The sequence below is a fragment of the Frankia tisae genome, assembly GCF_025403405.1.
Lineage (GTDB): Bacteria > Actinomycetota > Actinomycetes > Frankiales > Frankiaceae > Frankia > Frankia tisai.
The window spans coordinates 1-15,443 of record NZ_JANEZT010000140.1 but is presented as its reverse complement, the minus strand read 5'-3'; the positions used below and the strand labels follow the sequence as shown (position 1 = coordinate 15,443).

Genomic DNA, 15,443 nt, shown 5'->3' with positions numbered 1-15,443 from the left:
GACGATGCCGGGGATCAGCAGCGGCAGGTAGCTGTGGACGTCGCCGGAGACCGCGCCGCCGAACACGTAGGCGAACATCGCGGTGAACAGCAGCGGCTGCAGCGCGACGTCGAAGAACTGTTCCGGATTGCGCCGCATCTTCTTCAACGCCCGCCACGCCATCGCGAGGGTCTGGGTGAGAGTGTCCCCCGCGCCAGGGCGGGCCCGCGTGCGGGCGACGGCGGCGGCCGGGTCGGCGGCCGGGGCCGGGGCCGGGGCCGGCCGTGCGGGCGCGGCGGTCGGTTCGGCGAGGACGGTGTTCATCGGGCCATCTCCGTGGTGGTGTCGTCGAGGCTGGTGTCGTCGAGGCTGGTGTCGTCGAGGCTGGGGGCGTCCTGGCCGGGGACGGTTCCGGCCGGGCCGCCGGCATCGGGACCGGCCGCGGTGCCATGGCCGGTGAGGGCGAAGAAGACCTCGTCGAGGGTCGGCTTGGCGACGCTGACCGAGGCGATCGCGACGGCCGCCTCGCGCAGCGCGATCAGCACGTCGGCGGCCCGGTCGGCGACGTCGAGCGGAACGTTCAGCCGGCCGGACTCGGGCGTGGTGACCGGCTCCTCGCCGAGTACCCGCAGCACCACCGCACGGGCGAGCGCCTGATCGGCTTCGGGGGCGAGCTGAAGTTGCAGGGTCGAGTCGCCGACCTGGGTCTTGAGCTCGTCCGGCGTGCCCTCAGCGACCTTGCGACCCTGGTCGATCACGCAGACCCGGTCGGCGAGCTGGTCGGCCTCGTCCAGGTACTGCGTGGTGAGCAGGACGGTGCAGCCGTCGTCGACGAGCTCGCGGATGGTGTCCCACATCTGGCCGCGGGTGCGCGGGTCGAGGCCGGTCGTCGGCTCGTCCAGGAAGATCAGCGGCGGCCGGGTGATGAGGGAGGCGGCGAGGTCGAGGCGGCGGCGCATCCCGCCGGAGAACGCCGAGATCCGCCGCTCGGCGGCCTCCCCCAGACCGAACTGCTCCAGCAGCCGGCGCGCGGTGGCCCGCGCGTCCGCCGAGCGCAGGCCCTGCAGCCGGCCGAACAGCCACAGGTTCTCCGCCGCGGTGAGGTCCTCATCCACGGAGGCGTACTGGCCGGTGACGCCGATGAGCTGGCGGACCCGGTGGGGCTCGGCGGCGACGTCGACACCGAAGATCTCGGCCCGGCCGCCGTCGATGTCCAGCAGCGTGGCCAGCATCTTCAGCATCGTGGTCTTGCCGGCGCCGTTGGGCCCGAGCACGCCGAAGATCTCGCCCTGGCGCACCTCGAGATCGATCTGGTCAACGGCGCGAACGGCGCCGAATCTCTTGACCAGGCCGTCTGCCTGGACTGCGGGCAAAGCTGACATACGTCTTCCTTCCACGGGATGCGGGTGAGGTGATGCGGATGAAGCGGTACGGATGACGGAGCATCGGGTCGCACGGGGGCCGGGCGTGCTGGACAGGACGCTAGACAACAGCGGTATCACCGCCCCTACACGCCGGTTTCACCCGCCTTCGGGTGTGCGCGGCGAACCCGGCCCCGGAGGACTAGCGTCCAGACCATGACGACGGACCACATCTCGGGGCACCTGCGGCCCGGCGGCCATTCGCCCGGTGGCGTGCGCGACAGCGGCGACGTGAAGGTGGAGCAGCACCGCCTGCCGCAGACGTACGCCGCGTTCGCCGCGCTGCCCGACGCGACCGGCGAGCAGGCCGCGGCGGCGGTGCAGGTCCTCGCGCTCTACGGCCATGCGGTCGACAACGGTGACGCGGAGCTGCTGGCGCAGGTGTTCGTCGACCCGCCGGCCCCCGACCTTGCGACGTCTCCCTCTCACCACACCGTCAACACGGAGGTGAAGCAGGTCCCCGGCGGCCTGGCCGCGTGGAGCCGGCTGGTGACGATCGCCGGCGATGGCAGCGTCGCGAGCGCCGACGTCGTCGACGTGTTCACCGAGACGCCCGCCGGCTGGCGCGTGGCCAGCCGGACCGTCCACCCGCGCCACGGCGGCCCGGCCGTCATCGCCGACGGGCAGACACCGTGGGCGTGAGGATCGAGCCGGTCGACGCGGCCACCTACGCCGAGGTGTGCAGCCTGCTCGCCAAGCATCCGCACCTGTTCGACAACATCGCGCTGGGCGCGGCACCGGCGGCATACACCGACGACGCGGTGATGGGCGGGGTGCCGCTGGCGCAGGCCGCGAGCGGGCTTCCGTACGGGCGGGTGATGTTCCCGCACCACACCACCGACATCGCCGTCCACCGGGTCGACGACGACACGCTGCGGGTGTGGGCGAAGTACTTCGTGATACGCGGCGACGGCACCGCGGGCTCGGGCGACTACCAGGACACCGTGGTCCGCACGCCGCGCGGCTGGCGGATCGCCGAGCGGTCGGTCACCCGCGGCAACCGGCCCGACGACGACCCCGACGGCTCCTCGGAGCGGACCCTGTCCGCCGCCACCTGGCTGCCGCCCGAGGGTTGATCGACCCCGTCATCGCACCCTGACCCGTCTCCGGCACCGGCCACGCCGGTTCGGTGACCGTCAGGGTGCGATCGAGGCGTGAGAGTCGCGCAGCGGCTGCTGTCCGCGGAGGGCGACGAGATCACAAGCTGACTCGTCATTCGCGAATCCCGGACCACCCACCGCGGGGGCGGCCGGCACGTGTTGGTGGACGCGTGTTGGTGGAACGGCACCCCACCCGGCGCGGGCGGCGGACCGGGACGCGGGAGCGCCCCAGTCCACCGGCCCGCGCCGGGATGCGGAGGTCAGCCGTCGGAGCCGACCACCGGCGCGGGCGGCGGACCCGCGGGCGACGAGCGCCCGTGCGGCACGAGCGTCGGGCGGGGGCACGGCGGCCGACGCGCGGAGGGGGACCGCTGAGCGGGCACCCGCCTGGGGGCGGCGCCCGGCGGCGTGGACTCCGCCGGAGGCCGCGCAGGCGGCGTGGACGGCGACGGATACCTCGGCCGTCCCGCCGGGGTCGACGGATGGCGTGGCGCCGGCGCGGACGGCGGGGTGCGCGGCAGCGGGAGCTGCGGCGGCGGTACAGGTGCCGGCGCAGGTGCAGGTGCCGGCGCAGGTGCCGGCCGCGAGGACGGGGGCACGGTCCTCGGCGCGGCGGTCCTGTCGGGATCGGGGGCAGGGTCCTCCCGGCCGGCGTCACCGGGTGCGTCGTCGCCCGTCGGGGCGGGCTCGTCCCCGTCCGGGGCAGGGGTGCCCGGGTCGCTCGACGTCGCGTCGTCCCCGGCGGCGGCCGGCGCCGCCACCGGCGCGGTGGGCACGGTCAGGAGCGGCTCCCAGGCGGGCGTGGGAGTGATCGTGAACGTGCGAGTGGGCGTGAACGTGGGAGTAGGTGCGGGGGCGGGCTCGTCGGCCTCAGGCCGGCCGGCGACGACGCCCTGGTGGGTCCGGTCGGGCAACGACCCCCAGGCGTCGACGTCGACGGGCGACGCCGCCCACTGCTCGTATGGATCTCGGTCGGCTGGGAACAGCTCAGGCTCGGCCGGTTGGCGGGTCAGAGCCACCGCGGCCGCGAGCACGAGTACTAGTCCCAACAGAATCAGCACCGGCGTCAGCATCGCCGTCATTCCCCCCCGAACAGGTCACCGTGGACCCGCCCCCCTCGTCTGTATATCAAGGTCAGGCAGGCCCGATCGGTCCCGCATTCCAGTCATCCGCGGGCAAGTGACAACGTACGGGTGACCAGCCCGACCAGGGCCCACATCGATGACACCCAGCGAGGTAGCCGATTCGGGTGGTAAGGCGCGTCGGCAGGCCCCACGGCCACGGATCCCGAGCAGGCAGGACCGGTACATTACGGGCCATCGTGTCCTACTTGTCCGCTCCGGATGATCGTCCTCGGCCGGTCGGTCCCACGCGCAGCCACGGTCCGGGCGCGCGCCTCGGCGACGGCAGAGCGGCCGCGACGCGACCATCGCCCCGCCCCGTGCCGGCCACCGCCGGCCGGCGCGGCACCTGCTGATCGCCCGCACCGCCCGTGCCCCTCTTCATCCCGCTCGCGCTGCTCGCCGCGTTCCTGCTGGCGTCGTCGGCGGCCCTCCAACAGCGCGCCGCGGGCCGTAGCCGCTTCGCGGCGCGCGACGACAACGACATGGCCGTGCCGGGGTTCGGGCACCTGCTCGACCTCGTCCGCGAACCGTTATGGCTGGTCGGCTGGCTGACGAACCTGGCCGGCTTCCTCACCCAGGCGCTCGCGCTGCATCTGGGATCGCTCGCCGAGGTGCAGCCACTCATGGTCACCCAGCTGCTGTTCGCGCTCCCCCTCGGGCTGGTCGGCACGCGGCTGCGGATGGCCCGGACGGCGTGGTGGGCCATCGCGGCGATCTGCTCCGGCCTCGCGCTGCTGCTCGGCGTGCAGGATCGGCTACCCGCCCATCCGCCCCTTGACCAGGAACGCCTGGTGCTGGCGATCATCACCATCGTCGCGCTGGCCACCGTGCTGGTCACCGTGTCGCGCGGGCGGGGACCGGTGGGGCGGGCGACGCTGTTCGGTATCGCCGCCGGATTGTTCTTCGCGCTGAGCGCGCTGCTGCTCAAGCAGGCAACCGACGAAACCCTCGACAACGGGTTCGACGCGACAGTGACACACTGGTTCGCCTACGCCCTGTGCGGGGTGACACTGACGAGCCTGTGTCTAGGTCAAATGGCCTACGCGGTCGGTCCGCTGACCGCGGCCGCCACCGCCATGAACATCACCAACCCGACCGCCGCCTACGCGCTCGGCGTCCTGGTGTTCGGGGTCCCCGCTCCGAGGGGGTCCGGGGTCATCTCCGGCGTCGCAGTCTCCGCCGTGCTCGTCGTCGGCGGAGTGTTCCTGCTCTCGCGGCCCAGCGCACTGCCCCGCCCCCGGCATCACGTGCCCTGACCGGAACCCGCCAGGCCCCGGAACCCGCCAGGCCCCGGGGCCGAACCCGGCTCCGCCGGACCCGCAGGACGGTTTTTCCCGTGCATATTGCGCCATCCCGGCGCCAGGCGGACACTCAGGGTGTTCTGATCGGTCGCGACGACCGGCACCATTCGGGCGGAGGCCTCCGCATGCCCTTGACAAGGAGCGAGGTGCATCCGGAATCGCGCGGCGACGCGGCCGCCTACGACGCAATCCTCACCGACCTGGTGGACCTTCTCGACGCCGAGCCCGGTTTCGGTCGCGAGTCGGCCCGGCGGCTGCTGCAGGACAGGATCGCCCATCACCTCGGGCCGGGCCGCCGGCTGCATCTCGTCGAGCACGACGTGCGCTACCAGTGGTTCGCCGCGGTCGTGTACCGACTCGGCGAGGAACCCGGCGGGTTCACCGCGCTGCGTCGGGCCGTCGGCGACCTCCACCCGGGTTCGCGGGTGGCCGCGGTGGTCGCCGACCTCGTCGCGGCCGCCGACGCGGCCGCTGGCATGACCGCCGACGCGGATGCCGGCGAGTGGCGGGTGCAGGACGGCGGGGCAGCGACGCAGCAGGTGACCGCGCTCCCGCCGGCGAGTCTGCCGTCAGGACGCGCCACGGCGGCGGTCGACGGGCCACCGCAGCCGCTGCGCCCGGCCGAGATACGGGCGCTCGCCCTGGCGTTCGGCCAGGGTCGTGGCGCACTGCGGCTCCTGGTCGACGCCGGGGTGCCGGCGGAGCGGATCCCGCCGCCAGACGCCGACGCCGCGGCGTTCTGGGCCGAGGTGTCGGCGCTGCTCGGCCACGGGCTGCTCCGCGACGGCCGGCGACGGGTGCTCGCGGCGGCCGCCTCCCGCTTCCCCGCGAACGACGTCTTCGCCGCGGACCAGCCCCGGTAGCCAGCGGCCGCTCATGACAGCTCCGCCCGCCCCGCCATCTGGACCTGTTGCGTCCAGATGGCGTCGAACAACCTCCTCCGCACCGACCATCGGGCAGGTTACGCTAAACAGCAGAATCGGTGTGCTCGGTGACAGTGAGCTCAATAGCAATGAGCTCGGTAGCAGTGAGCTCATCGGCAGCGTGCTCAGTGGCAGCGTGCTCAGTGGCAGCGTGCTCAGTGGCAGCGCATGCCGGCCGTCAAGCGCGTTGGGATCCGTCGGGGGAATCGTGACCATGCCCGATCCGTCGTCGCCGCGGCGCGGCGCACGGCGGTCCGACCTTGTGGTGGAGATCGTCGGCTGTCTGGAGAGCACCGTCGATCTCCTCAGCCCCACGACCCGGGATCTCCTGGTCAGCCGCTTCGAACAGCGCGCCGGCAGGCGGCTGTTCGTCCCGCACTTCGACGTCGCCCGGGACTGGTACTTCCGCTTTGTCGAGAGCTGCATCGAGCTGGACAACGGCGCCGAGATCATGGTGGACGCCGTGTTCGACCTGCGGCCCGACTCCGCCGTCGCGCACCGGCTGCTGCGTCTTCTCGCCGACCGGGGAGCGGCGGAGGTCGCCGAGGGAGCCGGCGAGGTCTGGGATCTCCTGCGGCGGGAGCTCGCCGCGTTGCCCCCGCAGCGGGTCGCCCACGCCTTCCGTCATGCCTGCCACCCCGCCCATCCCCCGCGCCACTGCGTCGACGCCTGGCAGCTGTTCCTCTGGGTCGCGAGCCGCAATCCCGAGCCCGCCCGGCTCCCGCCGCACGTCGTGTTCCTCGTCCGGTGCGCCGACGTGCTCACCCCGGGCACGCTCGTCCGGGTCGAGGCGTGGCTGCGCAGCGAGGCGCACCGGCGGGACCTCACCAGAGAGCTGCATCTGGCCTGGCTCGAAGCCGCGCAGGTACGGCGGCAGCGTACGGGGGTCGTATCGTTGCAGTTCCAGCCGGTCGGGCCCCGTCCCGAGGATCATCTGGCGTCATGGTGGCTGCACTGGGCCGACGAGTCGACGCCGCACCAGGGCGGGACGCAGCCGGCCAGGCCGGACCTGTTCGAGCAGATCGCGTCCGCAGTCGTCTATGACGCGGAGGATCTCCTCGCTGCGGAGATAACCCCGGGTGAGGACGCCGAGCTGATCGTGGAACTCTTCCTGCCGTTCGCGCACATGGACCTGCCCGTCACCAGCTGGCGCCGGCAGATCCACGGGACGCCGCGGCTGCTGGTCGAGGACCACCCGGTCGTCGTGCGCAGCCTCGAGCGTCTGCACCGACGTGGCGCGCGCTTCCTGTGGCTGCGGCGTTGGGCTGCGCTCACCGCGCCCCATCCACCTGGGATCGTGGCGATGGACGCCGCCAGCCTCGGACGGCATGGGCTGGCCAGGGACGAGCGGATCGCCGCGGTGATGCTGAGCGGGCCACCGACGCAGGGCTCGCCGGCGCAGCGGCAGCTCACCGAGGCGCTGAGCGCGGGCCTCGCGGTCGCCGCGTGGCAGTTCGACGACCCCGACCGACCCAAGACCGATGGGTCGCTGCTCGATCTGCTCGCCCAGGGCGATCCGTTCCAGCTGCCCCAACGGTTCCGGACGGAGAACCTTGACCGGCTCGAGCTACGTGGCGACCTCCAGTCACCCGGCCCGAGAGTCGACGACGCGGAGACGGCGGCGCGACGCACCGCGGTTCTGCTGTGGGACGATCCACGCCGCGTCGCCTGGCGAGCGATGCAACCGGAGGGGTCCGCGTGAGCTTCGAAGACGGCGCAATCACCTCGGTGCGGGACACCGGGGAACCCGCCGCCCGCCGCTGGTGGCTGTTCCACGGCACCGGCGAGCCCGCCGACGCCGAGCTGCGGTGGCCGCAGGCCCCACCGTGGCGGCGGTTCGCCGCTCCCCCGGTCGATGCCCCACCGCCGCCGGAGGACGACGAGGAGATCTCGCGTCTGCGTGGGGAGATGGCCGCCATGCTGCTCACGCCCGCCCAGATCGCGGCCGTCAACGTCGCGCTGCTGCTACGACGGCCGATCCTCGTCACCGGCGTGCCGGGCTCCGGGCAGGCCGGGCTGGCCCATCTGATCGCCCGGGAGCTGCACCTGGGGCGGGTCCTGCGATGGACGGTCAACCGCCGCACGACGCTGCGCGACGGCGTCCACGACTTCGACGCGCTCGGCCTGGCGAGCGCCGCGCTCCAGCAGCGGGCCGATCAGCCCGTGGTGGAGCCGGGCGGATCCCCCAGCGCGCGCAGGTCCGTCAAGGGCCACCTCGCGGACCTGCTCGGCCACGACGCCGAACGCAGGCCGCCGGACTCGCTCTCGGTCCACCGGCACGTCAGGCTGGGCCCGTTGGGCACCGCGCTGCTCCCCCGCGCCCGACCCCGGATGCTCCTCATCGACCGGCTCGACCGCGGCGGCCACGACCTGGCCGACGACGTTCTCGACGTGCTCGACGAGGGTCGTGCCGTCGTGCCCGAGCTGGCCAGGCTGCCCCCCACCGCCGGCCCGCTCCCCGTGGCCGTGGACGATCCAGGCGCCCACGCCCTCCTCGACGCCGGAATCATCCAGTGCGCGGAACCGCCGGTCGTCGTGATCACAAGCAGCGGCGAACGGGCCTTCTTGCCAGCCTTCCACGACCGCTGCGTCCACGTCCGGATGCCCGAGCCGTCCCGTGCGAGGCTGCAAACACTGGTGGAATCCCGGTATGGGACCGTTCCCCGGGTGGCCACCCTGCTCGCACGCTTCGACAAGCGCCGCAGCGCGGGCGCCGAGCTGACGATCGACCAGCTCCTCGACGCCATCCACCTGGCAGCGGCCGGCGTCCTGGACGACGACAGCGCGGGACTCGCCCTCGACGCCGTCTGGGGCAGCGCCTCCGGCGACCCCGCAGCAGGCCTGCTGTGACCCGACGTCACGCCGACGACGGCCACACCGACGACGGCACCGATGACCTCGCCGCCGCCGAGCAGCCCGACAAGCCGACCCGCGTCCGTTACCTGCCCGGGCCCGTCCATGTCGATCTGGCGCCGGCAATCCGCGACGAGCGGGCCCTCGCCCGCGCCCTGCACCCGCTCGTCGAGCAGGTCCCGACCCCACCGTCACGCCCGTTCGACGTGCAGCGGACCGCACGTGACCTGCTGCGGGGCACCGCGCAGCAGGTCACGCTCGAGGAGCCGTCCCAGCCGCGGTGGGAACTCGCCCTCGTCGTCGACGCGAACCCGACGTTTTCCGCGACCTGGGGGGACGCCGTCCCCGGCATCATCCGCATGCTGCAGCGCCAGCCCGCGTTCCGTGACGTCCTCGTCGCCTACCTCGCTCCCGATGACCGTCGCGACGGTGCCCTGCGCCTGCGCGGCGGACCCGCCAGCTCGACCACAAGGTCACCGTCCCAGCTGACCGACCGCACCGAACGGCGCGTCGTGTGGCTGCTCACCGACGGCCTGGGAGAGGCGTGGCGCTCCGGCCGCATGGCGCAGGTGCTCGCCGAGTGGGCCGGCACCGGCCCGGTCGCGGTGCTCGACGTCCTCGCCTCCCACACCTGGGACCGGACAGATCTGGACGCAGAGCGGGTCCGGCTACACGGCAGCGGGCTCGGGACGGGCCAGGTGCGTTCCTGGGCCTACCGCGGGGGCCTGCTCGACGACGCCGGCACCGATCCCAGCGATGACGTCGATCCCGACGACGACGGCGATGACGGCCTTGGCGTGGGAGCGTCTGCGGCGGGCACCGCCGGATCCGTGGGGACGACGTACGCCGTCCCGGTCCTGGAACTCGACCCGGAGTGGATCGGTTACTGGGCGCGCTTTGTCGCCGCGGCGGAACCGACGTGGTTCGAGACGGCCGCGGTCATCGCCGGGTCCGGCCGACACTTTCTGCCGGAATACGGGATCGAGTCACCATCGCCGGACGAGCGCCTGGCGGAGTTCTTCGCGCTCGCCGCGCCGACCTCGAGAAAGCTCGCGGGACTCCTGGCGATCGAGCCCCTCAGCCGCCGAGGCCTACGCACGGTTGCCGGTATCGCAGGCGCTGGCCGCCGAAACTTGTCCGAAATTTTTGCCTTCGGTTTACTTACACACGATTCGTTGTCGACCACATTCAGTATTATTCCGGAAATCCGCTCAAGACTTCGCGCCCAGGTGAGCAGAAGCGACGTCGAGCGGATTCGCCGGGCGGTCGAATCCGACGCGGATAACGCGGGGACGGAGCCACTCGGCATGCCCATGGCCACGCCCTCCGACCAACCGCCCATCCGCCCGTCCGGCGAGGCGGACACGCCCTCACAGGGGTGGGCCCCAGCCACGCCCACGGACCGGACCCTCGGCGCACCATCGCCGACCAGCACGGGCGCTCCGGCCGGCGGGCCAAGGCCGCCACGGACACTTGACACCGAGAGTGAAAATTCTTTTACGATGAGTAGTATCGCTGGAACGGGTCGGCCGAGGTCCAGCACGGGTGACGACTCGACGGGAGCTGTCGGCGCCGAGGCGACCACGACACGAGGAGGACCCACCGTGACTGGGGGCACCGCCCTGCGACCGGCGCTGACGACGGGTCAGCTGCCCCGCATCTGGGGAAATGTGCCGCCGCGGAATCCGCACTTCACGGGTCGCGTCGACCTGCTCACCATCCTGGACACCCGGCTCACCGAAGGCACGACCTCGATCCTGCCCGAGACGCTGCACGGAATGGGCGGCGTCGGAAAGTCCCAGCTAGCAACCGAATACATTTATCGCCACCTTTCAGACTTCGATATCATCTGGTGGATTCCCGCGGAGCGGACGGTCCAGATCAGCAGCGCGCTCGTCGAGTTGGGTGCTCGGCTCGGGCTGGAGGTCGGCACCGAGGCCACCGTCGCGGTCCGCCAGGTCGTGGAGGCGCTGCGGATCGGCAATCCCTACGAGCGCTGGCTGCTGATCTTCGACAATGCCGACGACCCACACGCCGTGCGGGAGTACTTTCCGGCGAGTCCGACAGGTCGCGTCCTCGTCACCTCCCGCAATCCGGGCTGGGCACACGTCAGCCATCCCCTCGAAGTGGCCGTCTTCCGGCGAGAGGAGAGCGTCGCGCTGCTGCGCAGCCGAGGAGGCCACCTGGACGACGACGGCGCGGACCAGGTCGCCTCCGCTCTCGGGGACCTGCCGCTCGCGGTCGAGCAGGCCGCGACCTGGCGGGCGGAGACCGGAATGTCCCCGCAGGAATACCTGCGCCTGTTGGGGGACAAACGAACCGAGCTGTTGAACACCGCGCCGGCGGACTACCCCCACCCGGTCACGGCGGCCTGGAACGTGTCGCTGGACCGGCTCGCCCAAAGCAATCCCGCCGCCCTCGAGCTCCTCCAGGTATGCGCGTTCTTCGCGCCGGAACCAATCTCGCGGCAGTTGCTGTCCCGAGCCCACAACGAGACGATCTCGCCGGCGCTCGACGAGGCCCTGCGCGACCCGGTCAAGCTCGGCCAGGCGATCCGCGACATCAACCGGTACGCCCTGGCCAGAATCGACCACCGGGACAACTCCATCGTCATGCACCGGCTGATCCAGGCCGTGCTGATCGGCAGGATGACCCCGGACCAGCAGCGGACGATGCGCCACGGCGCCCACGTCCTGCTCGCCGCGAGCGACCCCAACGACCCGTTCAACCCGGGCCTGTGGCGAACCTACGCCGACCTGTACCCCCACATGATCGCCTCACGTGCCGAGCATTCCCCGGACCCCAGAGTCCGCCAACTGCTCCTCAACGAGGACGACTACCTCTGGCGGTGGGGAGATCACCAGGAGAGCAACGACCTCGCCCGCAGCGTGCACGCCGAGTGGCAGGCGCGCTTCGGCGAGGACGACCCCTACACCCTGCAGATGGCGCTGCGCTTCGGCTGGGGCCTCGTCCTGACCGGCCGCTACACCGAGGCCGCCGAGGTCAACCGGCGGACGTTCGAGCTGTCGACCCAGGTCAACGGGCCCGACGGCGAGCTGACCATCGTGCTCATGGGCAACGTCGCGGCCGACCTGCGCTGGCGCGGCGACTTCGCCGCCGCCTTCGACATCGCCGAGGACGCCTACCGGCGGGCCCGTAAGACCTTCGGCCCCGACGACCCGCAGACGCTGGAAGCCGCCCACACTGTCGCCGCGAGCCTCCGGCTGCTGGGACGTTTCGCCGAGGCGGCCGAACTGGCCGAGGACACCTGGCAGCGCTCGATCCAGCTCTACGGCGAGGACGACGACCGCAGCCTGAACACCTATACCGGACTGACGCTCGACCGCCGGGAACTCGGCGACTACCTCGGCGCCCGGGCCACGCAGGAGAACATCGACGCCCGCTACCGGCAGCTGTTCCACCAGTCGGCGAACCACCCGGCCCGGCTGCACGCCGGGCGGAACCTGGCGGTGGCGCACCGCAAAGCCGGTGACCACGACAAGGCGCTCGCGCTGTCCCGCGACGTCGAGGGACTGTTCTTCCAGCGCTACGGCGGCGAGCACCCCGCGTCGCTGTCCGCCGCCCTGAGCCTGTCCATCGACCTGCGCCACGCCGGCCAGCTCCACGAGGCCCGCAAGATCTGCGCGCGGACCCACCAGCGATACGCGGCGAAGATCGGTGAGACGCACCCACACACCCTCGCCGCCTCGATCAACCTCGCGATCATCGACCGGCTGTCCGGCCAGACGGACGCCGCGCTCGACCGGGACGAGCGGACGCTGGCCGCCTTCGTCGAGCGGCTCGGCGACCGGCACCCCTCGACCCTCGCCTGCGCCGCCAACCTCGCCAGCGACCTGTACGCGGTCGGGCGGTTCGAGGAGGCGCACGCTCGCGACCAGGTGACGCTCGCGGCCTCGACCGAGGTGCTCGGCGAGGCGCACCCGACGACGTTGGCGGTGGCCGCGAACCTCGCCATGGACCTACGCGCCCTGGAGCGCAAGGAGGAGGCCCTGGAGCTGCAGGCCGCGACACTGACCTGGTTGGACCGGGTGCTGGGCCACGACCACCCGGCGACCCGCCAGGTCGTCGCCGCGATCCGCCTGGACTGCGACGTCGACCCGATGCCGATGTGAGCGAGCCGCCAGGCCACGCGGGCGGCCGGCTACGCCCAGGTGAGGCGAGTGGTCACTGCAACGCCATCCCGCGCGCGGACCGCTGGCCCGGCGAATCCGGCACATTCGGCCCGTCCGAGGCAGCTGGCTGAAGGGAAGCGGGAAGCAGCCAGGCGGCGAGTGCGGGTAAGGCCGGCGCCTCGCCGCCCCGGTCGGCCACCGCGGTCGCCACGGCTCGGACCAGCTCGGGTCGCCGCAGCAGGGTCCGCCCCGCCGGCTCACCGGCGCCGATCGCGAGTCCGAGCCCGACGAGGGCGCGCCGGTCGCCGCCGCCCCGTTCCAGCTCCGCCTCGTAGCCTCGCCGGGCGCGGGCCCGGTCGCCCACCACGAGGGCGCAGTCCGCCGCGCTCGCGCCGCGGTATTCCCGGCCCGGCCCGGCCCGCTCGGCCCGGCGGAACGCATCCCGATCCGCCAGCCACAGCCGGGCCAGGGACGCCCTGGCGTCCAGGACCCGCGCGCCCGGATCGGGCACGAGTCGGGTGGGGACCGGGGCCGGCACAGCGGCGCCGCCCGCCGACCACGCCTCGGCGAGACGCTCGACAGCGGCCGGATCCGGTTCGAGGTGGTGAATCCGCCACAGCGCGCGGGCATCCGCCGTCGCCAGCTCGGCCAGGCGCCGCGTCTCGACCGGCACCGGTTCCGACTGCCAGCCCTGCACGGTCGTGCGGATTCCGGTGACGAACCGCTGGCCCAGCGTCGTCAACGGGCCGGTGCGCAGCATCTCTGTCGCCGTGTCGAGGACCGCCTGGCGCCACAGGGCGAACTCGAAGTGGGCCAGCATCGCGTCCGCCCCGACCGCCAGCCGGCGCTGCCTGCGCCAGAACTCCGTGACGCCGAAGAACGCGTAGATGCCATGGAGCACCCCGTGCGGCGGGCGCGGGTCGTCACGCCACGGCGCGTACCGCAGGACGGGCGGGGCCTGCGGGTCCACGAGGTCGCACAGGTGCAGCAGCGCGCTGAGCACGGTGTGCCGGAACTCGTGCGCCAGGGTCGCGGCGCCGTCGACCGGGTCCGGCGGTTCGGTGAGTTCGACGCCGCCGACCGCGTCGCCCGACGTGGCGCTGAACGAGCGGAAACGCTGCGCCGCGGGCAAGGGGACGACGGCCGAGACGGCCGCGTCGACTCCCGCCGCGAGCTGAGGGTGCCCGTCCCGCAGTACCTGCCACGTATCGGCCAGGTGCCCCTCCCAGAGAGCGACATCGGCGCCGTTGAGCCGCACCGGCGGAACGACTTGGCCCACCAGGCGGTAGGGATCGGCATCCTCGATGACGACGCCGACGGATCGCGCTGCCCAGGTGGGGTGCCAGACCGTGACGTCGCGGGTCGGCGTGCCGCCGTCGTCACCGCGGTTCACCCGGACCCGGCCGGCGGATCCGATCACCTCTACGCCGCCGCCGGCGCCCCGCACCACCGCGGTCTCCCAGATCTCCCAGAACGGCAGGTGGGAGTGGCCAAGCGAGGGCAGGTGCACCACACCCCGGCGGGCCGGCACCGCGAGCTCGACCGGTTCGCCCGCCCGGACCGCGGCGGCGGCAGCCATGGCGTGCAGGTAACCGACCTCCGCCCACAGGGGTATGTCGTGGTGGAGCCGCCCGCGCAACCGGCGGAGCAGCCTGGCGGCCCACGCCCCCGTGAACGGCCGGTCGATCACCGCGCGGACCGCCGCCGAATCGCGCTGTTCCACCTCGACGAGGAGATCCCACGCCTGGTCCACAGGTGCCAGCGGGCCAGTCGCCGCCGGCCGTTCCCGCAGGGCGTCAAGAATCGCGCGTAAGGCGAGCCGCCGGAAGCTGATCTCGGCCTCGAGGAGCCTCCCGACGACGTCGGGATCGATCACCCCGAGGGCAAGGGCGTCGAAATCACGCACCGTCAGCCGATGGATGCCAATGCCGGACGTGGTCGCGACCTCCGCCGGGGTGGACGGCATCAGACGCGCCGACCCGAGCGGTCGGGGCTGCCGCTACCGTTTTCAATCCGCCCTGCGGGCACGTCAAGGGTGTGGAGCAGTCTTTGGACGCCCGCGCGGAGCCTGCCGTCCGGGCTGTCGCGGAGCCGGTCGAGCCCGATTCCGCGCACGTCGGCGAGCTCCCCCTCGATTGCAGCGTCGGCCATGGCGCCCCGTCCCCTCCTGGCGGTTCCTTCCCGGAAAGGCCGGACCCGCGGGCCGCGGTTCCGCTCCCGAGAAAGAAAAGGAAGTCGCAGAAGAAGTGTTACACATCCGCGGGTGACAGCGCGCGTTCATGGCGCTGCTCCAGGAGATCCGGGGCAGCGGCCGCATCCGGGCGGGCGGCCTCAGGCCGGCGCGACCGGCCGCTCTCCTGGCGCCGTCGCCGGGTGAACGTGACGACGGATCGAAGGGCAGCGGAGCCCCACCAAACCCGAATCCGCGGCCCTTACCGGGAACAGCCGTCGAAATTCTCTGTACCGCGGCGGCGGTTTCCGGTGAACTTCGCGCGGATCAGACCGCTCTTTTCCGCCCCCCGGTTCGATGCGGTTACTCTCGCCGTGTTGGCTTGCCGTCAGGATTGACGGCGTCGGCATTGACACAGCCGGTCGTGGATGTCAGCGGT

The 15,443-nt window shown here is 72.6% G+C and carries 10 protein-coding genes and 1 pseudogene; 6 read left to right on the top strand and 5 right to left on the bottom strand.

Annotated features, from left to right (window positions below):
• Both NBZ85_RS15080 and NBZ85_RS15075 read right to left on the bottom strand, forming a co-directional pair.
• Nucleotides 1-303: pseudogene (locus NBZ85_RS15080) on the bottom strand (ABC transporter permease); the annotation flags it as partial.
• Nucleotides 300-1,361 carry an ATP-binding cassette domain-containing protein gene (locus tag NBZ85_RS15075; RefSeq protein ID WP_261562092.1) on the bottom strand — a complete coding sequence of 354 codons (1,062 nt, stop codon included), beginning with the start codon at nt 1,359-1,361 and terminating at the stop codon, nt 300-302. The pseudogene NBZ85_RS15080 and the gene NBZ85_RS15075, both read right to left, overlap by 4 nt.
• Before the next feature lie 195 nt (nt 1,362-1,556).
• Between NBZ85_RS15075 and NBZ85_RS15070 the strand changes: the two genes are divergently transcribed.
• Nucleotides 1,557-2,042, top strand: a complete 486-nt coding sequence (locus NBZ85_RS15070; protein WP_261553535.1) for a hypothetical protein — start codon at nt 1,557-1,559, stop codon at nt 2,040-2,042.
• Nucleotides 2,039-2,476 (top strand): nuclear transport factor 2 family protein, encoded by a 438-nt coding sequence (locus tag NBZ85_RS15065; RefSeq protein WP_261553534.1) that lies wholly within the window; start codon nt 2,039-2,041, stop codon nt 2,474-2,476. The genes NBZ85_RS15070 and NBZ85_RS15065 overlap by 4 nt, the downstream gene beginning before the upstream one ends.
• A gap of 284 nt (nt 2,477-2,760) precedes the next feature.
• Here NBZ85_RS15065 and NBZ85_RS15060 read toward each other — a convergent pair whose 3' ends face one another.
• Complete coding sequence (locus tag NBZ85_RS15060) at nt 2,761-3,561, bottom strand: hypothetical protein (protein ID WP_261562091.1); 801 nt, start codon at nt 3,559-3,561, stop codon at nt 2,761-2,763.
• A 431-nt stretch (nt 3,562-3,992) separates the two neighbouring features.
• On the opposite strand from NBZ85_RS15060, the gene NBZ85_RS15055 reads away from it, so the two are divergent.
• The 4 genes from NBZ85_RS15055 (at nt 3,993) to fxsT (ending at nt 12,834) form a co-directional block, all read left to right on the top strand.
• Entirely contained in the window at nt 3,993-4,880 is an 888-nt protein-coding gene (locus NBZ85_RS15055; RefSeq protein WP_261553532.1) for a DMT family transporter, read from the top strand.
• Nucleotides 4,881-5,071: 191 nt separating this feature from the next.
• A complete protein-coding gene (locus NBZ85_RS15050) occupies nt 5,072-5,788 on the top strand; it encodes an effector-associated domain 2-containing protein (protein ID WP_261553531.1) in 717 nt (238 codons plus the stop codon).
• 121 nt (nt 5,789-5,909) lie between these two features.
• On the top strand, nt 5,910-7,550 hold the full coding sequence (locus NBZ85_RS15045; protein ID WP_261553530.1) for a VMAP-C domain-containing protein: 1,641 nt from the start codon (nt 5,910-5,912) through the stop codon (nt 7,548-7,550).
• Between the two features lie 361 nt (nt 7,551-7,911).
• A complete protein-coding gene (gene fxsT / locus NBZ85_RS15040; RefSeq protein WP_261562090.1) occupies nt 7,912-12,834 on the top strand; it encodes an FxSxx-COOH system tetratricopeptide repeat protein in 4,923 nt (1,640 codons plus the stop codon).
• Nucleotides 12,835-12,886: 52 nt separating this feature from the next.
• Here the strand turns inward: fxsT and NBZ85_RS15035 are convergent, their stop codons facing one another.
• Nucleotides 12,887-14,800, bottom strand: a complete 1,914-nt coding sequence (locus tag NBZ85_RS15035) for an HEXXH motif domain-containing protein (protein ID WP_261553528.1) — start codon at nt 14,798-14,800, stop codon at nt 12,887-12,889.
• Nucleotides 14,800-14,985: a hypothetical protein gene (locus NBZ85_RS15030; RefSeq protein WP_261553527.1), complete on the bottom strand. Its 186-nt coding sequence runs from the start codon at nt 14,983-14,985 to the stop codon at nt 14,800-14,802. Before NBZ85_RS15030 ends, NBZ85_RS15035 begins: the two co-directional genes overlap by 1 nt.
• Nucleotides 14,986-15,443: the final 458 nt, after the last annotated feature.

What these genes read in the sequence shown, in the direction of transcription:
- NBZ85_RS15030 (WP_261553527.1), bottom strand. Translation starts at nt 14,985, where the DNA reads ATGGCCGACGCTGCAATCGAGGGGGAGCTCGCCGACGTGCGCGGAATC.
- NBZ85_RS15070 (WP_261553535.1), top strand. Translation starts at nt 1,557, where the DNA reads ATGACGACGGACCACATCTCGGGGCACCTGCGGCCCGGCGGCCATTCG.
- NBZ85_RS15035 (WP_261553528.1), bottom strand. Translation starts at nt 14,800, where the DNA reads ATGCCGTCCACCCCGGCGGAGGTCGCGACCACGTCCGGCATTGGCATC.
- NBZ85_RS15075 (WP_261562092.1), bottom strand. Translation starts at nt 1,361, where the DNA reads ATGTCAGCTTTGCCCGCAGTCCAGGCAGACGGCCTGGTCAAGAGATTC.
- fxsT (WP_261562090.1), top strand. Translation starts at nt 7,912, where the DNA reads ATGGACGGTCAACCGCCGCACGACGCTGCGCGACGGCGTCCACGACTT.